Origin of the sequence: Delftia sp. 11MD (genome assembly GCF_050907895.1) — a bacterium.
In the GTDB taxonomy this organism is placed as follows: Bacteria; Pseudomonadota; Gammaproteobacteria; order Burkholderiales; family Burkholderiaceae_C; genus Comamonas; species Comamonas tsuruhatensis.
On sequence record NZ_CP194333.1, the window covers coordinates 1626372 to 1646004 of the forward strand.

Below are 19633 nucleotides of genomic sequence, written 5' to 3' on the forward strand. Positions count from 1 at the left end.
CTGTGTGTCTTACTTGCCCCAGCAATCGGCGTTGAATGCCGAGTCCGACGAGACCTTTCCATCGGCGCCGCGCAGCCCGGTGTTGCTCAGCGTATAGGTTCCGCATTTGTCGCCTGTCTGCGGGCCACGGGGCACTGCCGTCAAGGTGTAGCTTGCGTTGCTATTGTTTGCTGCGAATCCGATGGTGTAGCGCTTGCTGTTGTCGCCTGCCCAGGTGAGGGCGGCCGGCAGTGCAGTGGGATAGACGCCCGTGGCGGTAGAAGCCCTTTCCAGCCACTGCTGGGCCTGCAGCAGCCCCGCACGGGCATCGGCCCTGTGTCCGCGGCGTATGTACTCGGAGTAGCTTGGTATGGCAATGGCCGTGAGGATGCCGACGACCGCCACCACGATCATCATCTCGATTAAGGTGAAGCCTTGGTTCTTGCGTTTCATATATGGCTGCTCAACTGGGATGAAAGATAACATCCGCAAGCCTACTTGATGTGGCGCCAACTGGGGCGCAGGGATTCTTCAGGCATGGGTGCGAGCTTCTCCTTCTCGTTTTTCGAATCAATATCGATATTTATCTTGCTGCTGGAGAGCACGGTATGCGATCCCTTGCTGACCTGTGCGCGCGAGACACCGCCATCATTGACATTGAAGAAGCCATCCTTGTTCTTGTCCACGATCTGCACGGTCGGCCGCTTGCCGTCCATGATGTTGATCAGCGTGCGGTACTGGCGCTCCTCATCCACGGAAGTGGACTCGCAGCTTTCTACGCTGAGATCCACGTTCGAACCTTTGGCCGGCACCTGCGAGTACACCGTCAGGATGTTGCTTCCGTCATAGAACTCCATTGGCTTGAGCAGGCGTTCCCCAATGGCGGGCATGTCCATGAACCAGCCGTTGTAGTTGGCCCAGGTTTCCTTCTTAAGTTCGTTTTCCGCATTCCTTGCATCCACCGTGCCGTATTCGCCGTTGCCGAGTTCGCTGATTTTCTGTTCGGCCAGCTTGGCATTGGCTACGCCTTCGCCCAAGGCCAACGGTGAAGGCACGCAGGTGGTTGCTGATGGCGCGCAGACCCCGTCGCCAGGGTGCACCTCCAGGCGCTTGCCTTTGGCGGTGTCGATGATGCGGTAGCGTGTGTTGTCAAGAACTGAGTAAAGGCTTTGCACCTGTACGCTGTTGGGATCGTCCTGGGTGACGTTGCGGCCCGTGCCGAACGCGATCATCATGCCGGTCACGGGGACCGTCTTGGCATTTGTTCCCGTGCCTATCGTCATGGTGCGGTCATTGGTGCGCACCGTAGGTGCGACCGTGATGGGCTGTACATTGGTGCGTGCGGACGAGTTCAGTGCGGTCGGCCCCTTTGCCGTGAATAAGGGCTGACCTCTGAAGGCCACGTTCCAGTTGGAATCGTTGATGCTGGTTACATCGAACTTCCAGAGATTGCCCAGGTTGTCTCCGGCATAGATGACGTCGGGTCGGCCATCGCCGTCGATGTCCACCAGGCGCGGGGCCGACAGGCCGTTGTCTGCCGCCTTGCCTGTGCCAGCCGTTTCCGTGGTGACGGGGATACGCACCAATTCCTGTGCGCCATCCAGATACTGGACCAGCAGCACGGGGCGTTGATTGGCACTGTTGTAGCCATTGCCCATCACCACTGCCCAGCGGTTGTTGTTCATGCGTGTGATCTGCGTGGTGCGCATGGGGTCGTTTTCGTCGAGCACGGGGCGGGCGGTGATATGGCCGATATCCCTGTCCTCTTCCACGGCTTTCAGGCATGCGGCCTTCTCGGACACGCCTATACCCGTTCTTGCGCAGTCAAGCACCGTCTCCCCAGCGCCGCGGGTACGGTCGAGTCTCACCAGTTGCGAGGCATTGGCTTCGGTGAAGCCCAGAGCGCCATCCGTGGTGGTGGCTGAGTTTGGATTGGTGACATCCAGCACGAAGTAGCCCTTGCCTCCGGCGCCAAGGGCTCCTACCAGCAGCGTACGCCATTTGGCCGCGTAGTTGATCGCATAGTTAGGATCGTCGGTCGCCTGGATGCCAGTGCCCAGGTCCACATCGCCAGTCATTGGCGAGCCATCCACGAAGTATTTGTGCGTGCTGTTGTAATCGGGAGATGTCAGCAGCTTGAGGTTGGGAATCACGCCGCGGGGGACATAGGCAATTTTCTCGCTGCCGTCGGCGGCCGAAAAACCGTGCAGCATGCCATCGTTGCCGCCCACATAGATCATGGGGGGGCGATCGGCATTGTTGCGTGTGAATTCGGCATAGCCGGTCAGGGCATAGCTGCTCGAAGGTTTGCCGAGATACCACACCACGGAATTGATAATATCGCCCTGGCGGCTCTTGCGTTCGCGGAATGGTTGGGATGTGGTGTAGCCATTGTTGTCGGAGCCTTCCAGGCTGCGGTCACCCCGGATGAAGTTGAGCCGGTTCTGTCCGTTCGTTGCCACGGTGACACTGGTGTCGCTGGGGTTGAGCCCCAGCATTGCCTTTTGCGCCGTGCTCAGATTGGCCTCATCGTTGGCCCATTTGAAGGACGTGCCTCCTTTGTATTTGGTGGTGTCCCATTTGTCGCTCCAGCTCAGGATCAGACGGCTGGCCACGCTGGTCAGCGCATCGAGCTTGTCTGCCGTATTTTTTCCGCCCCATCCGGGGGCGGAAATCGTCGTGCCATCCTTTTGCACGGTCTCTGCCGTCACGAAGCCCTTCCAGGCGTTCTGCGGCTCATAGGCACCGGTGAATTTGCCGACATCGTTGCGTGAGGCGTTGGAGCCACTGGTGGCAGTGGATGTCAGGTCGGGTTCGGTCTGCGTGTTGATCTGACCAAAGATCTCACGGAAGGCCTTTTCCAGATCCTCGCCTTTTTCCACGGCATAAAAGCGTCCGCGACCATTGAGTGCCGCATGCCACAGATCCAGGGCATTGCGCGACTCCGTGTTGGCGGTCAGGTCAGGCCAGCCGATGGTGCCGTTGGCCAAGCCTGGGAAACTTCCGTCGTAGCCAAACGGTACCATTTGTGTCGGACGCGTGATGGATGAATAGCTCCATTCGAACGCCATCTTGCTGAAGCCGATGGTGTAGGTCACCATGTGGGGCCAGGTGGCCGGGTTGTAGCGTGGATTCCAATAGCGATCCAGCGTGGCAGAGGTGCCGCTGGCATTGGTGAAGGTTTCGGTGGAGGAGGCCTTGCGGTAGTCGGCGGTAGGCTGCATGGTCCCTGTCAACCCCGAAGTCTGCAGCGGATTGGCCCAGCTGTAGAACGCCCAGTCGGCCAAGGTCGTACCTTTGGATTCGTCACGGTAGAGGGCGGATTTCTTTTGGTCCGCCGTGCTGCCGCCGTACACCATGTTGTCGCTGAACTTCAGGTTGGTCGCATTGTCTCTCCAATTCGTATTGGGGACATTGGTAGCTGTGCCATTCCAGCGGCCATCGGTCATCATGATGTGGTAATTGCGTCGGCAGGCAAGGTAAGGCGCGCCGGTATTGCCTGGATCGCTGGCCCACGGTCCGTCCTTGCTGACTGCGCGGCGCATGTAACTGTCCGCCTGACTGAACATCAGGTGCGACGGTGTGCCGTTGCTGGGGCTCAGGTTGTTGATGAAGGAGATAAAGTTCGTGCGATGCGAACCTTGCAGCGGGCGCATGGAGTTCGTATTCATCTGGACGGCGCTTCTGCCACTGCCGCTGTCCACATTGCCGGCATCGGAAGAGCGACCGTTGTTCCACATGGCCTGCCAGGCCAGCCGGATTTTCTTGTCGGGCAGCAGCGTGGTGTCTCGGAAGATACCGCCGGATCCATTGTTTCCGATGAGTGCGTACTTGAGTACGTTGACACGGCGGCTGCTCATGGGCCAAGTACCATCCGAGTTGGGTGTGGTCTGGTTGCTCGCGCCGCTGGTGCTTTCGCTGTCGAGCCGGAAATTCATACTTCCCGAATCGTCAATGGAGATGATGACGTTGGGTGAAACGTAAGGTTCCTTAGTGCCGGGCGGCGACTGCGAAAGATCCAGCGCCATGGCGCCTTGCGGCAGCAGCGCGGCTGCCGCGGCCAGCGAAAGCAAGGTCCGGCGGAAGGTGTGCAGCGAAACGGGGGGCTTGCATTTCATGGCGCTTGCTCCTCTTAGTGTCAATATGGTGAATGTGGAAGGGTTTGCATGCCTTGGCGGATGGCAAGGCGTGTTGGCCTAGTTTTTGCGTTTTTGCTGTGCGTAGGTCTGCTGCAGGACCACCATGGTGTTCGGCTTGCGCCCATAGGCCAGCGCCGTGACGCGATACACCACGAAGGGCTTGAGGTTCAGCGGCAGCAGGTTGTGCGGGCCGCCCATGATGAGGCTGGAATTCTTGTTGTCCTGGTAGGGAAGAACCTCCATCCAGTACCAGCCTCCCCGATTGGCGCTGCCTGTGTCCGTCAGGATGGGGTTGGCGGGCTGGGAACTGGAGCCTTTCGCTGCGCCCGTGTACTGGCCATAGCGCGCACCAACCGTACTGGCCGTCATCTGTGCCAACGTGGGCCCCTGAGATTCGTCCGAGTTGTTCCAGAAATCCTGCTTGCCCGTGCGCTTGGCGCAAAGGCCATTGCGGCATCGGGTGGGCTGTGCTTCCAGTTGGCCCAGCAAAGGAGTGACGTCCTGTGCCTCCAGAGGGATCTTGTCTGCGGTCGTCTTGCGGCAGACATCGCCGCTGCCACTGCATTCCGCGCCGTTGGACTGTTCGCCGCGTATATCCAACTCGGCATCCTGCAGCAGTGCCTGGGCGGCCTCATAGGCGCGCTGGTAATCGGCATCGTTGCCGACCACCATCTCATTGAACAGCGAGGTGCGGGTGGCCCACAATGCCAGGAGCATAGAGAGCATGACGAACACGAGGACGACGAACAGCGCCACGCCACGCTGCCGGCGGTCCTTTGAATAGAGTTGCATGCGCAGGTGCATGGAGGAGTTGGCAAAAAGGGTCACAGCACGGTCCCCACCAGCCCTTGGCTGCGGAGCTGGTAGACACTGCGGAACGTCAGGTGCATGCGTCGGGTCCGAGGGGCGGCCAGCGTCGTCATGTCGACGGCCGCACCGTTGCAGTTCACATAGGTGCTTCCGGCGGGCATGTCCACGGGCTCGTTGCCATAGATCTCCAGGCATACCTCTACCGCTTGCACCTTGCCCCAGTTGTCCACGTTCGTGGCAGTCACATACTGGATCTTGGGTTTGCCCAAGGTCGTGTTGTCCTGCAACGAGTAGCGAACCTGGAAGCTGGCGACGTTCTGCGCCAGGGTCTGAGGGGGTGACCCATTACCCTGACATTGGAGTTGGCTGCCACTGAGCTGGAACACACTTTCCACGCGCTGATCGGTGCTGGCATTGGCAGGGCCTCCCAGGCAATTGCGCGCCAGCGATTGCTCGTCGGCACTGCTGTAGACAGGCTCCTTGTAGCGGCGATAGCCCACCGCGAGTGTGGTCGGGCTGGCTGTGCCCAGAATGGCATTGGTGACCGGATCGAAGGTATTTCCCTTGTTCACTGACTCCGCCTTGGTCTCGAATGCCACCGGAGCGGCGGAACTGTTGGCCGCGATCGCGCTGGTCGGGTTGAGGTTGAGATACAGAGAGCCGGACTGGCGCAGCTGTAGGCCGATGACGCGTAAGGCGTAGGCGGCCTGCTGCTGCAGGCCGCTGGCATCGCTCACTGTGCCGGAGACACCGCGCGACACCATCAGTGCCGCCATGGACACAGCCACGACCAGCAGGCCTATAGCAATGCCCACCATCAATTCAATCAGGGTGACGCCGCGTTGCGCCATGGCGCGCCGAGGGCTTGCAAGCGCGGGCTTAGCACTTAGTGCGCCGGGCCGCGGGGTTTTAAAGAATTGGATTCGTGTGGCCATGGTTAGGCTCCCGGGCAGTAGAACTGGACTGGATTGCCTAGAGGTTGGTAAGGCGCGCAGCGGGCTGCGATGGGGATGTATTGCAGATGGCAGGTGAATCCATCCGGGCAGGTGGCAGCTGTGCCTGCCCCGGAACTGAGGGTGCCGTCGGCTGCCCGCACCTGGGTGGCGTCTATGTTGTCCTTGTAGGTTTTCTTGTCGGCTGCGTTGGCAATGTCCCGCTCGTTTTCACGCCAGCCGACCATAACGCCCAGTTGCCGACGATTCGTGGCGGAAGTATCTGCTGGTGCAATGAACACATTGGCCCGGCCCAGCGGAAGTGTGTCTCTGACGGACTGCTTCCATGAGCCTATGTCGTAGGTGGACAGCAGATCCTGAGTACACGCAGTGTTGCGGCAGTCACCGGGCGAAGGGCTGCTGGAGAAGTCGGAAACGTAGGCGTCAAGACTGGCCAATGCGTTGGGGTTGACCCTCATCCGCTCGCTCAGGTCTTCTATCAGACGAATGGCCTGCGCGCGGCGTAGGGTGGTTTGCGTATCGGTCAGCGTACGCATCTGTGTGCCTAGAATGCCAAGAATGCCCAGGGCAGCCACCACGATGGCCACCAGTGACTCGACCAAAGTGATGCCACTCTGTCGGCGGTGCGGGGTTGGCCGGGTGTGTTTCGGCTGGTGCATGGGATGGTCTCGGGTTGAATTCAGGGACATGCTTCGCTGCCCTTTGCCTGAACGATTCGTCCGCCCATGCCTGCACACAGGCGGATCGCGCTGTTGTCGCTGACATCTTTGCCTTTGGGGACGATGACGAACTCCATGGCCATGGCCGTGGCGTCTGCGCCACCGCTAGTCAGCATGCCCCAGCGGTCCACGGCAATGCTGCCCGTGAGGTTGGTCAGATTGACTTCTACGCGGTTGGGCGCAGAGCTTTGCTGTACCACGGTGCCGCCGCTGGTTACTACGCGCCAGCCGCAGTCCCAGGAGGTGTTGCCGACGGTGCTGGTGCAACCATTGCCGCTGGCTAGTTTGTCGATGAGGACGTTGCCGCCGCGCTTGATGGCCTCAGAACGCGCAAGGTAGATCGTTGCTTGCAGGTCCTCAACCACTCCGCGCGCGCGCCAGCGTTCAATGATCAAGGTGAAGCTGGGCACAGCAAGCGCTGTGAGTATGGCCAGGATGGCTACCACCACCATCAGTTCCAGGGTGGTGAACCCTCTGGAGCCCTGTTTGGGAGACCTGGTTCGTGGTGGCCGTCGTGGAGACAATGCATGCATACCCGGATGCTAGGCATTGTGTCCAGAGGCAGGCGAAGGAGCCGGATGAATGGATGCAACCTCGGGATGAGTGGCTGGCGGAACTGCGGGTAGTTCCCGCATCACGAGGGTGCATGGGGCCCGTTGATCGCAATGGACCCTGGGTGATTGCCTGGGAAACAGGGCTGGTATGCGCAGGGTTATCTGCCCCAGCATTCAGCGGCTGTGGTGCTGGAGGCCACATTCGCACCACTGCGCTCTCCGGTATGGGTCAGCGTGAAATCGCCACATCGGTCACCGAACTGGGAGCCGCGGCGTGTGGCGATCAGGGTGTAGGTGTCGTCGTCGTGGCCGCTGGTTGACAGGAAGTCGATGGTGTAGCGCTTGCTGGAGTCGTGGGCCCAGGTCAGGTCTGCAGGCAGCTCGGTGGGGTAGGTGCCGTTGGCGGTGGCGGCGCGCTCCAGCCATTGCTGGGCCTGGAGCAGGCCGGCGCGGGCGTCGGCGCGGTGGACTGCGCGGATGTACTCGTTGTAGCTGGGGACGGCGACCGTGCCGAGGATGACGATGACGGCCACGACGATCATGAGTTCGATGAGCGTGAATCCTGGGGATCGAGGGCGGCGCATGTGGTGCCTCATTTCATTTGGCGCCAGCTGGGGCGCAGGGATTGCTCCGGCATGCGGGCGAGTACATTGCGGCGGCCTTCGGCGTCGTAGCCGATGGCGTGATGGCCCTTGTGGAGCAAGGCCTGGGATCCCCTGGCGACGCTTGCGCGCGAGACCTCCTCATCTGCCGTGCCGTAGACCCCATCGCCGTTGCTGTCCATCAACGGGACGCCGGGTCGCTTGCCATCCATGATGTTCATGAATGTCAGGAATTGGCGCTCCTCGCTCGCATTGCAGGCGTCGGGCGGGCTTGCGCTTTCGCCGGGGCGCCTGGGGGATCCGGCAGGTATCTGGCTGTAGATCGCGAGGATGTTGCTGCCGTCGTAGAAGCCCATTGGCTTGAGCAGGCGCTCGCCCGGCAGGGGCAGGTCCATGTACCAGCCTTTGTGCCGCGTCCAGTCGAGGTCGGTCGTGGAGTCAACGCGCCAGAAGCCTTGGCCGGCCGCCCCTGCCGGCTGATGGTTCACCGAGCGCCTGGCCAGTTCTCCGATGCCTGAAACGGGTGCCGCTCGCTGTCCGTCAGGCTGCCTGCAGTCCGAATCCTTGCCATCGAGGCAAGCTTGCACTCTGCCGTCCGCGAGCAGCCTGTAGCGGGTGCTGTCGAGGATGGAATAGATGCTCTGGACCGCTGTGTTGCCAGAATCCTGCCGCGTGATGTGGCGTCCGGTACCGAATGCCACCAGCATGCCGCCTGCCGTCAAGCGCTCGCGCCCTTCTTTGGCATTTTTGCTGGCCCTGCGCCGGTCATTGGCGCGTACGGAAGGAGGGGCGGTGATGGCTTGACGCAGGTTGCGAGTGGCCGATGGAGAACTGCCACCCCAGGCTGTGTACAGCGGCCGGCCGTCGAAGGCTACGCCCCAGCGGGAGGAGGCACCGCTGGCGATGAGGAATTTCCACAGATTGCCCTGGATGTCACCTGCGTAGACCACATCGGGCCGGCCGTCTCCATTGATGTCCACGAGGCGCGGGGCGGAGAGTCCGTTGCGGGTAGTCTCGGGGGTGGTGCCGGTTGGGGTATTGCCCGTGGCAACGAGGCGCAACAGCTCCTGGTTGCCATCGAGATACTGGATCAGCAACACGGGCCGCTGGTTGGTGCTGTGGTAGCCGTTGCCCGTCACCAGTGCCCAGCGGTTGTTGTTCAACTGCGTGATCTGAGTGCTGCGTTGCGGGTTGGCATCGTCCAGCACGGGCGCCGCCAAAATATGGCCCAGGTCCTTGTTTTCCTGGCAAGTGGCGCGCTGGCGCATGTCATCCAGGCTGGTGCAGTCGCCGGGATCGCTGTTGCGTGTCTGGGTTCGGTCAAGCAGGACCAGCGAGCTGGCACCGGACTCGCTGAAAGCCTCCGGATGGGTGATGTCCAGCACGAAGTAGCCCTTGGCTCCGGCGCCCGCCATGCCAGCCAGCACAGTGCGCCACTGCGAGGACGCAACGCTGCCCGAGGGGATGTCGCCGCTCATGGCGGAGCCGTCCACAAAGTAGCGATGCCGGGCGTCATAGTCGGGGTCGGAAAGTCTTGCCAGTCCGGAGATCACGCCTCGTGGGATGTAGGCGATCTTTTCCCTGCCTTCGGTGGCCGAAAAGCCATGCAGCATGCCGTCATTGCCGCCTGCATAGATCATGGGCTGGCGGTTCTGCTGGGCGAGGGTATAGGCGGCATAGCCCGGCAGGGGCCAGTTGTCCACGGGATGACCGGTATGCCAGATCTGGGAGTTGACGATGTCGCCCTGGCGCGAGCTGCGCTGGCGAAAAGGACGGGTGGGGCCAACGCGCGGCGGTTGTCCCGGCGCTTCCATGCGGCGGTCGCCGCGTATGAAGTTGAGCCTGTGCTTGCCCAGGTTGTCTGCTCTTCCTTCGGCATCGATGCCCAGGGAGGCTTTCTGCCGGTGGTCGAGTTCATTCCACTTGAAGGACACGCCTCTTTGCAGTCTGTCGCTCCAGGTCAGGATCAGACGGTCATTGATTGCCTGTTCGTCGCTGAGTGCATCCAGGTGGCCGGCCGTGGTTTTGCCTTGCCAGCCGGCTGTTGCGGTGAGGCTGCCATCGGCCTGGACGGTTTCTGCGCTGATCCAGCCGCTCCAGGCCGCTTTTGCGCTGTAGCGGGCGCTGAATATGTCCACGCCGGCCCGCGTAATCACGCTGCCGCTGGAGGCCATGGAGCTGCTGCGGCCCTTGGCATCTGCCTGTTGTCCGACCGGGCAGTCTTCAATGGGCGCGGCGAATTCGGTGCCATCTGCCTGAACCCTGGCAACTGGAGTGTCTGCCTCCGAGACCTGCTGGACCTGGATGGGTGCCGGCAGGCCAGGCTTTATCGTGACCTTGACTCGGGGCCCAAGCGACGACTGAATCATGTCCATTGCCTGGCTGTTTTGCGCGGCCAGGACTGCAGCGGCCATGGCTGCGGCTGTCGGCGCTGGCAGCAGGATGCGCCGGAGCCAGGGATGGCAGAGGTGGGGCATGTCAGGTGTCCTGAGTCAGTCGCGGCGTTTCTGCCGGGCGTAGGTCTGCTGCATCACCACCTGGGTGTTGCTCTTGCGGCCATGGGCAATGGCCGTGATGCGATAAATCACCTGGGGCTGCATGTAAAGGGCCAGTCGGGGTGAGCCGTTGGCGATGACGCCCGAGTTCCCTGCGTTGACGTCATAGGGCAGGATCTCTATCCAGTACCAGCCTCCCTTTCCTGCCTCACGATTTGCCAGGATGGAGTCGCTTTTTCCGCCAGCGATGGCGCCCGTGAACTGGCCGTAGCGTGCGCCGACGTCAGCGGCAGTCATCTGGCCCAGCGTGATCCCTTGGCCTTCGTCCGCGTTGTTCCAGAAGTCCTGAGGTCCCGTGCGCTTGGTGCACAGGCCATCGCGGCATCCAGTGGGTGTGGCCTCAGCGAGGCTGGCCAGCAGCAGGCCGACTTCCCCGGTTTCCCGGGGGAACTGTGCGATGCCTGCACCGCTGCGGCAGACGGATGGCTGGCTGCTGCTGGCGGCGCAGGCGGCGCCGCTGGCCTGTTCGCCCCGAATATCCAGTTCGGCATCCTGCAGCAAGGCCTGTGCAGCCTCCAGGGCACGCTGGTAGTCGGCATCGTTGCCCACGAACATTTCGTTGAACAGTGCGCTGCGCGACGCCCACAGGGCGAGCAGCATGGACAGCATGACCAGGACCACCACGATGAACAGGGCGATGCCTTTTTGGCGCTGCGCTGCGCAGGTGTGGGCATGTCGCATGCCTGCAGCCTTGTGCGTCATCCGGCCAACCCCTGGCTGCGCAACTGGTACACGCTGCGAAAGACCATGTGCAGGCGCCGCGTCCTGGGCGCAGGCAGCGTGGCCATGTGGATGGATTCGGCCGTACCGTCGCTGTCGGCGCAGTCGGTATAGCTGCTGTTGGCGGGCATGTCGATGGCCTCGTTGCCGAAGAGCACCAGGCAGACCTCGGCGCCGACGACGCGAGGCCAGTCCTGGCCTACGGCGGCTGCGTTGACATACTGGATGCGGGCGGAGCCCCCCGGCGCCTGGATCAGGTAGCGCACCTGGAAGTTGGCGACGTTCCTGGCAAGGGGCTGGGCACCCGCGGAGGGCGCTCCGGCGCAGCGCAGGGTGTTTTTACTGGCGTCCAGGACAAAGCGGCTCAGGATGAGGCTGTCGCTGTTGGTTTGCCCCAGGCAATTGCGCTGCAGTGAGGTCTCGATGGCCGATGTGTGCAGCGGCTGCGTGTAGTTGCTGTAGCCCACGGCGAGCTTGTATTGGGAGCGCCCGGGTGCATCGAGGCCCTGGATGGTGTCGTGCGTGGGGTTGAAGTCCAGTGCGCCCGCCTCGAATGCAACGGGGTCTGCCACGTCAATGGCTTCTGTTGCCTTCTTGTGTGATGCAAGAAGCAGCCGCAGGGACCCCGCCTGCCGGATCTGCCGGCCCATGACACGGAAGAGATGGGAAGCCTGCTGTTGCAACTGACTGGCATCGCTGATGGTGGCGGACACGGCGCGTGACGCCATGAGTGCGCCCATGGCCACGCCGATGATCAGCAGTCCCAGGAAAAGTCCGACCAGCAGTTCGACGAGGCTCAGCCCGCGTTGACGCGGTCTGGCCGCAATGGCGGTGGCGATGCGATGGGGATTCATGGGCCTGCGCAGAAGAGCTGGACTGCGTTGTTTGCAAGGTAGGGAGCGCAGCGAGCGCTGAGTGCGATGTATTGCAGGTGGCAGGTTCTGCCTGCAGGACAGGCCATGGCCTGATCGCTGTGCATGCGATCGCCATCGCCATCAAGCCCGATGGGGTCCTTGTAGTCGGCCTTGCCGGACTTTTCGTTCTCGCGCCAACTGATCATGATCCCCAGCTGGCGCCCGTTGCCGGCGCTGGCGGCTGCCTCGTCTCCTGCGAGGAAGACCTTGGCGGCCCCGCCTGGCAGTAGTTGGCGAACGGATGCCTTCCATCGTGCGAGGTGGTAGCTGGCCATTGCGTCCGGGCCGCATGCGGCGGCACTGCAGTCGGCGACGGATTCGGGGGTGTGATTCCAGTCGGAAACGTAGCGGCCGATCTGTCCGAGGGAGTTGGGGTTGGCGTGCGTGCGCTCGCTGAGGTCCTCGATCAGCCGGATGGCCTGGGCGCGGCGCACGCCGCTTTGGTTGTCGGCCAGGGTGCGCATCTGCAGTCCCAGGATTCCCAGAACACCCAGGGCCGTGATGACGGTGGCGACCAGGGTTTCGATCAGGGTAAAGCCATTGGGATGCCGATTGCGGGTACGAGTCAGGCGCATGGAATACCCTCCTGGCCGACCACCCGGATGCGTCCGCCGGACGAAACGCAAATGCCTTGGGTTGCGGCGGAAGTGATTCCGGCCGGAGATGGCGCAATGGCGAAACCCATGGCGGTGAGTCCGCCCAACTGACCCCAGCGGTCCACACTGATGATGGAGGCAGACCGGGAGCGGGTGACGAGGGTGCGGGCGGGCGTGTCGAAGCGCTGCAGCTCCTCCTTGGGATCCCAGTGCCTGTTGCCATTGCGGTCGGCGAACACCACCCAGCCGCAGCCCCAGTCGGCGTGCTGCGCCGCCAGGGTGCAGCCCTTGGTGCCTTGGGGCAGTTTCTGGATGAAAACGCCCCCACCCCGACGCACGGCTTCGGAGCGCGCGTACTGCAGCGTCGATTGCAGGGCCTCGACGGTCTGGCGAACACGCCAGCGCTCGATGATGAGGTTGAAGCTGGGAGCTGCCAGCGTGGTGAGCACGGCGAGGATGGCGACGACCACCATCAACTCGATGGCAGTGAAGCCTTCGGCGCCCGGGCGAGCCTGAGGCCTGGTCGATGACATGTCTTGAATCCCTCCCCGTCGATTGGCTTGCGCAACGCTGGTTGTTGCTGCTTGTTTCGTGCGCCGCTCAATCTATTGGGGTTGTTCGTGCATGTCTTTCAGACCAATCTGTTTCTTTGGTCAAAAAATAGGAGTTGTGCAGTGAATGGGGCTGAATTCAGGCGTGCAGAGGTGCGAAAAAATCCAATGATGGCAAGGCTTTGCCGGATTTTTGGGTATTCGAGGCCGGCCTAGGACTGTTTCTGGGAGCGTGTCAGCGCTGGCGTCTGCCCGGCGGCTGCCCGGTGTATCCGGCGCATGCTCCGGCGTTGTGCCTGCCCTGGCATTCGCGGTAAAGCCGCTTGTCGCGTTGCTCGGGCGACTCGTCTGAGCTGCTGCGCTGCGTCGGCACCCGGACCCGCTGCCCGCCCTTTTTGCGCTTGGAGCCTTGCGCAGCCGATGCGTCGGCGCGATGGGACGCAGCCTGGGCAGGCAGGGCCAGGCCCAGGGCCGCGACCAGGCAGAGCAGGGTGCATTGCCGCAGCTGCGCTTGTCGGGTCGATGGAATGAATGAAAAACGCACTGCCATGGCGTGGCCCTCCCTTGGTGTATGGAATGCCTGCGCACCACATATCCGTGCTTCGTGACGGCATGCCTTTGGCGCGGGCTTTGCGGGATTCTGGGCGGCCAGCAGGCCGAAGTGGCAAAGGGCGCAAATCAGGTGTGGATGCCGGTCCGGGCGTGCTTGTTATAATCCCAGAGTTTTGCATGGTGCAAGACGCACGTCGGGGCCTTTCCAGTCCCGGCGCAAGTAACCAAGGCTGCCTCCTTGCTTTTGTCTTTGAGGCGCCAATTTCCAAGGAAAAAAAATGATCGCATCTTCCGTGAAGGCTGAAGTCGTCAAGTCCAACGCACGCTCTGCCAACGACACTGGTAGCCCAGAAGTGCAAGTGGCCCTGCTGACCGCACGCATCAACGAGCTGACCCCTCACTTCAAGCAACACGCCAAGGACCACCACGGTCGCCGTGGCCTGCTGCGCATGGTGAGCCGCCGTCGCAAGCTGCTGGACTACCTCAAGTCCAAGGACGCTGATCGCTACACCGCACTGATCGCCAAGCTGGGCCTGCGCAAGTAAGCACGGTGGGAGATCGAAACGCCTGAGTTAGCCTGTCTAGCTCAGGCGTTTTTTACTTCGGAGAAAGCAAGACAGAGCGAAGCTGTGTCATTCCATTGCTGCGGATTTGATAGCAAGAAATCCAGCAATGGAATGGCATCGTGTTCTGAATTGCTCTCCATCATGGCCGGATGAGTGCATCTGGCCAACATTCCCTAGGAGCAACAATGTCCATCTTCAACAAAGTCACCAAGACCTTCCAGTGGGGCCAGCACACGGTCACCATGGAAACCGGCGAGATCGCCCGCCAGGCTTCCGGCGCCGTGCTGGTCAACATCGATGACACCGTGGTGCTGGCCACCGTGGTGGCGTCCAAGCAGGCCAAGTCCGGCCAGGACTTCTTCCCGCTGACCGTCGATTACATCGAGAAGACCTACGCCGCAGGCAAGATCCCCGGCAGCTTCTTCAAGCGCGAAGCCAAGCCCAGCGAACTCGAAACCCTGACCAGCCGCCTGATCGACCGTCCGATCCGCCCGCTGTTCCCCGAAGGCTTCTACAACGACGTGCATGTGGTCATCCACACCGTGTCGCTGAACCCCGAAGTCGATGCCGACATCGCCGCCCTGATCGCCACGTCGGCCGCCCTGTCCGTGTCGGGCATTCCGTTCAACGGTCCCATCGGTGCCGCCCGCGTGGGCTACATCAATGGCGAGTACGTGCTCAACCCCGGCCAGACCCAGCGCAAGGATTCGCAGATGGATCTGGTCGTGGCCGGTACTGAAGCTGCCGTGCTGATGGTGGAGTCCGAGGCGCAGCAACTGCCTGAAGACGTGATGCTGGGCGCCGTGGTCTTCGGCCACGAGCAAGGTCGCATCGCCATTGACGCCATCCATGAACTGGTGCGCGAAGCCGGCAAGCCCGTCTGGGACTGGGTCGCTCCCGCCAAGGATGAAGAGCTGATCGCCAAGGTGGCCGCACTGGGTGACGAAGCCCTGCGCGCAGCCTACCAGATCCGCAACAAGCAAAGCCGCACGCAGGCCTGCCGCGAAGCCTACGCCGCCGTGAAGGCCGGCCTGACGGCCCAGGGCGTGGAGTTCGACGGCGTCAAGGTCGAAGGCATGCTGTTCGACATCGAGGCACGCATCGTTCGCAGCCAGATCCTGGCCGGCGAGCCGCGCATCGACGGCCGCGACACGCGCACCGTGCGTCCCATCGAAATCCGCAACTCCGTGCTGCCCCGCACGCACGGCTCGGCCCTGTTCACGCGCGGCGAGACGCAGGCCCTGGTCGTGTCCACGCTGGGCACCGAGCGCGATGCACAACGCATCGACGCGCTGGCTGGCGAGTTCGAGGACCGCTTCCTGTTCCACTACAACATGCCTCCCTTTGCCACCGGCGAAGTGGGCCGCATGGGCTCGACCAAGCGCCGCGAAATCGGCCACGGCCGTCTGGCCAAGCGCGCCCTGGCGGCCTGCCTGCCCAGCAAGGAAGAATTCCCCTACACCATCCGCGTGGTGTCGGAAATCACCGAGTCCAACGGCTCCTCGTCCATGGCCTCGGTCTGCGGCGGCTGCCTGTCGATGATGGATGCAGGCGTTCCGATGAAGGCCCACGTGGCCGGTATCGCCATGGGCCTGATCAAGGAAGACAACCGCTTCGCCGTGCTGACCGACATCCTGGGTGATGAAGATCATCTGGGCGACATGGACTTCAAGGTGGCTGGCACCACCAGCGGCATCACCGCGCTGCAGATGGACATCAAGATCCAGGGCATCACCAAGGAAATCATGCAGGTTGCCCTGGCCCAGGCCAAGGAAGCGCGCATGCACATCCTGGGCAAGATGCAGGAAGCCATGGGCGAAGCCAAGGCCGAGATCTCGTCCTTCGCTCCCAAGCTGTACACGATGAAGATCAACCCCGAGAAGATCCGTGACGTGATCGGCAAGGGCGGCTCCACCATCCGTGCACTGACCGAAGAGACCGGCACGCAGATCGACATCGGCGAAGACGGCACCATCACCATCGCTTCCAGCGATGCCGCCAAGGCCGACGAAGCCAAGCGTCGCATCGAAGAGATCACTGCCGAAGTCGAAATCGGCAAGATCTACGAAGGCCCGGTCACCAAGATCCTGGACTTCGGTGCTCTCGTGAACCTGCTGCCAGGCAAGGACGGTCTGCTGCACATCAGCCAGATTGCGCACGAGCGCGTGGAGCGCGTCGCCGACTACCTGCAGGAAGGCCAGATCATCAAGGTCAAGGTCATGGAGACCGACGAAAAGGGTCGTGTCAAGCTGTCGCTGAAGGCGTTGACCGAGCGTCCTGCCGGCATGGAGCGCAGCGAGCGCCCCGCTCCTGCCGAGCGTGAGTTCCGCCAGCCGCGTGAGCCCCGCCAGCAACGCGAGTACCGCGAGCCGCGTGAACCTCGCGAGCCCCGTGAAGGCGGTCGTCCGGCTGCCGAGGGCGAGCAGCAACAGCAACAGCAGCAGTAATGCCTGGCAAGGCCGTTCCCCAAAAAGGGGGGGTGGCCTTGCAGGTGCATGCGGTGTCTGGAAAAAGCGCTGACCTGTTCAGCGCTTGTGGCATTTTTGACAGGGATTGCGAGGTCGAAAAATGGAAAAGCAAATCATGCGTGCCGTGGAACTCACGGACTTTGGTGGTCCCGAGGTCTTGCGCCTGGGCGAGCGTCCGCTGCCCGTGGCCGGCGCGCAGGAGTTGCTGATCCAGGTCTCGGCCAGCGGTGTCAATCGTCCTGATGTGTTGCAGCGCAAGGGGCACTACGCCCCGCCGCCCGGTGCCTCGGATCTGCCCGGGCTGGAAGTGGCCGGGGTGATCGTGTCGGGTGACGACGACGCCATGCGGCTGGCAGGCCTGCGTGTGGGCGACCGCGTGTGCGCGCTGCTGGCCGGTGGTGGCTATGCGGAGTACTGCGTTGCGCCAGTGGCCCAGTGCCTGCCCATCCCGGCGGGGCTCAGCGAGGTGGAGGCTTCGGCATTGCCCGAAACCTTCTTCACCGTCTGGAGCAATGTGTTCGATCGCGGCGCCTTGCAGGCGGGCGAAACCCTGCTGGTGCAGGGCGGCAGCAGCGGCATTGGCGTGACGGCCATCCAGTTGGCCAAGGCGCGTGGCGCCACGGTCATCGTGACGGCTGGCTCCGATGCCAAATGCGCCGACTGCCTGAAGCTGGGCGCCGACCATGCCATCAACTACCGTACCCAGGACTTTGCCGCGGAGGTGCAGCGCATCACCGACGGCAAGGGCGTGGACGTGATCCTGGACATGGTGGCGGGCAGCTATGTGGCGCGCGAAGTGCAGAGCCTGGCCGAGGATGGCCGTCTGGTCATCATTGCGGTGCAGGGCGGCATCAAGGCGGAGTTCGATGCGGGCCTGGTCCTGCGCCGTCGCCTGCTGGTGACGGGCTCCACGCTGCGTCCGCGTCCTGTCGCCTTCAAGGCGGCCATCGCCCAGGCGCTGCGGCGCGAGGTCTGGCCGCTCATCGAGGCAGGCGGTATCCGCCCTGTGATTCACAGCACCTTTGCTGCCGCTGATGCCGACAAGGCGCACGCGCTGATGGAGTCGAGTCAGCACACCGGCAAAATCGTTTTGACGTGGTAACCATGAAGAAGAAACTCATCGTCGGCAACTGGAAGATGAATGGCAGCCTGGCTGCCAATGCCGTGTTGCTCAAGGCCCTCAAGCAGGGGCTGCCCGAAGGTGGAAATGCGGGTGTGGCGGTGGCTGTGCCGGCCGCCTATCTGGCCCAGGCCCAGGCCGAGCTTGCAGGGTCGTCCATTGGCGTGGCTGCGCAGGATGTGTCGCAGCATGACTCGGGCGCCTACACGGGCGAGCTTTCGGCTGCCATGCTCCAGGATTTTGACGTGCGCTACACCTTGGTGGGGCACTCGGAGCGTCGCCAATACCATGGTGAAACCGATGCCGTGGTGGCCTTGAAGGCGCAGGCTGCGCTGGCCAAGGGCGTCACGCCCATCGTCTGTGTGGGCGAAACGCTGGCAGAGCGCGAGGCGGGGCAGACCGAGGAAGTCGTCAAGCGCCAGCTGGCAGCCGTGATCCATCAGGTGGGGCAGTGCATCAGTGAGCTGGTCGTGGCCTACGAGCCTGTCTGGGCCATCGGCACCGGCAGGACCGCAACACCCGAGCAGGCGCAGCAGGTGCATGCCGTGCTGCGCGCCCAGCTGGCGGCTGCCAGCCGGCAGGCTGACCGCATCCCCTTGCTCTACGGCGGCAGCATGAATGCCTCCAATGCAGCCCAGCTTCTGGCCCAGGCCGACATTGACGGTGGTCTTGTGGGTGGGGCGTCGCTCAAGGCGCCGGATTTCCTGACCATCATCGCTGCGGCCCAGTGAGCCGGAGCAGTTTCTCCATTCGCTTTTTTAGCTCTCGCGTTACTAGCAGGTACAACCAATGAATGCATTCGCAAGCGTGATCCTCGCCGTCCAGATGCTGTCGGCACTCGGCATGATCGGCCTGATCCTGATCCAGCACGGAAAGGGCGCCGACATGGGCGCCTCGTTCGGCAGCGGCAGCTCCGGCAGCCTGTTCGGTGCCTCGGGCAGCGCGAACTTTCTGTCGCGCTCCACGGCAGGCCTGGCCACGGTGTTCTTCGTGACCACGCTGGCGCTGGCCTATCTGAGCAATGCGCGCCCCGTCAGCTCGGGCAGCGTGCTGGAAGGCGCGGCCCCCATCACGGCACCGGCTCCCGCCGTCCCTGGCGCTGCTGGCGAAGTGCCTGCTCCTGCGGCAGGTCAGGCGCCTGCTGCCGGTGCTGAAGGTGCGGCCCAGATCCCCACGAAATAATTTCGAACAAAGCCCTCGGTCCTCCTGGTCTGAGGGTTTTTCAGAGTAGAATCTAGAGATTGTTCGGTAGGCGGAATCTTTGCAACGAAGATAAAGAGCCAGCCGAAATCGAGACGTAGCCGTCGTGGTGAAATTGGTAGACACGCTATCTTGAGGGGGTAGTGGCGAAAGCTGTGCGAGTTCGAGTCTCGCCGACGGCACCAAGATATAACTAAGAGCCTGCCCTGCTGATCAGGCTGATCGGTGCGGGCATGCCTTTCAAGGTAGCCGCACACGATGAACATCGACCAGTATCTTCCCGTTCTCTTGTTCATTCTCGTCGGCATGGGTGTCGGCGTAGTCCCCCTGGTACTGGGGTATGTGCTGGGTCCGAACCGGCCCGATGCCGCCAAGAACTCTCCCTACGAATGTGGCTTCGAGGCCTTCGAAGACGCGCGCATGAAATTCGATGTGCGCTACTACCTCGTCGCCATCCTGTTCATCCTATTTGATTTGGAAATCGCCTTTCTGCTGCCCTGGGCCGTTGCGCTTCGGGACGTGGGTGGGGCTGGTTTCGCCGCTGTCCTGATTTTCCTGACCGTTCTCGTCGTGGGCTTTGTCTACGAATGGAAGAAGGGTGCGTTGGACTGGGACTGATGCGGGTTCACTAAGGA

The 19633-nt window shown here is 62.5% G+C and carries 18 protein-coding genes and 1 tRNA gene; 7 read left to right on the plus strand and 12 right to left on the minus strand.

Going from position 1 to position 19633, the window contains the following annotated elements:
* Nucleotides 1–9: 9 nt before the first annotated feature.
* The 12 genes from ACRSCF_RS07345 to ACRSCF_RS07400 all read right to left on the minus strand — a co-directional run bounded on the left by ACRSCF_RS07345 (nucleotide 10) and on the right by ACRSCF_RS07400 (nucleotide 13074).
* Nucleotides 10–432, minus strand: coding sequence for a type IV pilin protein (locus ACRSCF_RS07345; RefSeq protein ID WP_016447728.1), 423 nt, complete (start codon nucleotides 430–432; stop codon nucleotides 10–12).
* Between the two features lie 41 nt (nucleotides 433–473).
* A complete protein-coding gene (locus ACRSCF_RS07350) occupies nucleotides 474–4097 on the minus strand; it encodes a pilus assembly protein (protein WP_016451204.1) in 3624 nt (1207 codons plus the stop codon).
* A 78-nt stretch (nucleotides 4098–4175) separates the two neighbouring features.
* Complete coding sequence (locus ACRSCF_RS07355) at nucleotides 4176–4922, minus strand: pilus assembly PilX family protein (RefSeq protein ID WP_034363848.1); 747 nt, start codon at nucleotides 4920–4922, stop codon at nucleotides 4176–4178.
* A gap of 20 nt (nucleotides 4923–4942) precedes the next feature.
* Nucleotides 4943–5863, minus strand: a complete 921-nt coding sequence (locus tag ACRSCF_RS07360) for a PilW family protein (RefSeq protein WP_082254115.1) — start codon at nucleotides 5861–5863, stop codon at nucleotides 4943–4945.
* 2 nt (nucleotides 5864–5865) lie between these two features.
* Nucleotides 5866–6540 (minus strand): type IV pilus modification protein PilV, encoded by a 675-nt coding sequence (pilV, locus tag ACRSCF_RS07365; protein ID WP_016447724.1) that lies wholly within the window; start codon nucleotides 6538–6540, stop codon nucleotides 5866–5868.
* Nucleotides 6541–6560: 20 nt separating this feature from the next.
* Entirely contained in the window at nucleotides 6561–7133 is a 573-nt protein-coding gene (locus tag ACRSCF_RS07370; protein ID WP_080649845.1) for a GspH/FimT family pseudopilin, read from the minus strand.
* 179 nt (nucleotides 7134–7312) lie between these two features.
* Nucleotides 7313–7738, minus strand: coding sequence for a type IV pilin protein (locus ACRSCF_RS07375; protein ID WP_016447722.1), 426 nt, complete (start codon nucleotides 7736–7738; stop codon nucleotides 7313–7315).
* An 8-nt stretch (nucleotides 7739–7746) separates the two neighbouring features.
* Nucleotides 7747–10170, minus strand: a complete 2424-nt coding sequence (locus ACRSCF_RS07380) for a pilus assembly protein (RefSeq protein WP_244387900.1) — start codon at nucleotides 10168–10170, stop codon at nucleotides 7747–7749.
* A 78-nt stretch (nucleotides 10171–10248) separates the two neighbouring features.
* Nucleotides 10249–11013, minus strand: coding sequence for a pilus assembly PilX family protein (locus ACRSCF_RS07385; protein ID WP_016447720.1), 765 nt, complete (start codon nucleotides 11011–11013; stop codon nucleotides 10249–10251).
* Complete coding sequence (locus ACRSCF_RS07390; protein WP_126310778.1) at nucleotides 11010–11885, minus strand: PilW family protein; 876 nt, start codon at nucleotides 11883–11885, stop codon at nucleotides 11010–11012. Before ACRSCF_RS07390 ends, ACRSCF_RS07385 begins: the two co-directional genes overlap by 4 nt.
* Nucleotides 11882–12520 (minus strand): type IV pilus modification protein PilV, encoded by a 639-nt coding sequence (pilV, locus tag ACRSCF_RS07395; protein WP_016447718.1) that lies wholly within the window; start codon nucleotides 12518–12520, stop codon nucleotides 11882–11884. The genes ACRSCF_RS07390 and pilV (ACRSCF_RS07395) overlap by 4 nt, the downstream gene beginning before the upstream one ends.
* Nucleotides 12511–13074, minus strand: coding sequence for a GspH/FimT family pseudopilin (locus ACRSCF_RS07400; protein WP_016447717.1), 564 nt, complete (start codon nucleotides 13072–13074; stop codon nucleotides 12511–12513). The genes pilV (ACRSCF_RS07395) and ACRSCF_RS07400 overlap by 10 nt, the downstream gene beginning before the upstream one ends.
* An 848-nt stretch (nucleotides 13075–13922) precedes the next feature.
* Here ACRSCF_RS07400 and rpsO point away from each other — a divergent pair.
* From rpsO to ACRSCF_RS07435, 7 genes are all read left to right on the plus strand, one after another.
* Entirely contained in the window at nucleotides 13923–14189 is a 267-nt protein-coding gene (rpsO, locus tag ACRSCF_RS07405; protein WP_012206984.1) for a 30S ribosomal protein S15, read from the plus strand.
* A gap of 206 nt (nucleotides 14190–14395) precedes the next feature.
* Nucleotides 14396–16657 carry a polyribonucleotide nucleotidyltransferase gene (gene pnp / locus ACRSCF_RS07410; protein WP_017404092.1) on the plus strand — a complete coding sequence of 754 codons (2262 nt, stop codon included), beginning with the start codon at nucleotides 14396–14398 and terminating at the stop codon, nucleotides 16655–16657.
* A gap of 121 nt (nucleotides 16658–16778) precedes the next feature.
* Nucleotides 16779–17780, plus strand: a complete 1002-nt coding sequence (locus tag ACRSCF_RS07415; protein WP_016447714.1) for an NAD(P)H-quinone oxidoreductase — start codon at nucleotides 16779–16781, stop codon at nucleotides 17778–17780.
* Between the two features lie 2 nt (nucleotides 17781–17782).
* Complete coding sequence (gene tpiA, locus ACRSCF_RS07420; protein ID WP_017404094.1) at nucleotides 17783–18529, plus strand: triose-phosphate isomerase; 747 nt, start codon at nucleotides 17783–17785, stop codon at nucleotides 18527–18529.
* A 58-nt stretch (nucleotides 18530–18587) separates the two neighbouring features.
* Nucleotides 18588–18980, plus strand: coding sequence for a preprotein translocase subunit SecG (gene secG / locus ACRSCF_RS07425; RefSeq protein WP_016447712.1), 393 nt, complete (start codon nucleotides 18588–18590; stop codon nucleotides 18978–18980).
* Nucleotides 18981–19098: 118 nt separating this feature from the next.
* Nucleotides 19099–19183 (plus strand) — tRNA-Leu (locus ACRSCF_RS07430).
* A gap of 73 nt (nucleotides 19184–19256) precedes the next feature.
* Nucleotides 19257–19616 carry an NADH-quinone oxidoreductase subunit A gene (locus ACRSCF_RS07435; protein WP_012206979.1) on the plus strand — a complete coding sequence of 120 codons (360 nt, stop codon included), beginning with the start codon at nucleotides 19257–19259 and terminating at the stop codon, nucleotides 19614–19616.
* The last annotated feature ends 17 nt before the right edge of the window (nucleotides 19617–19633 follow it).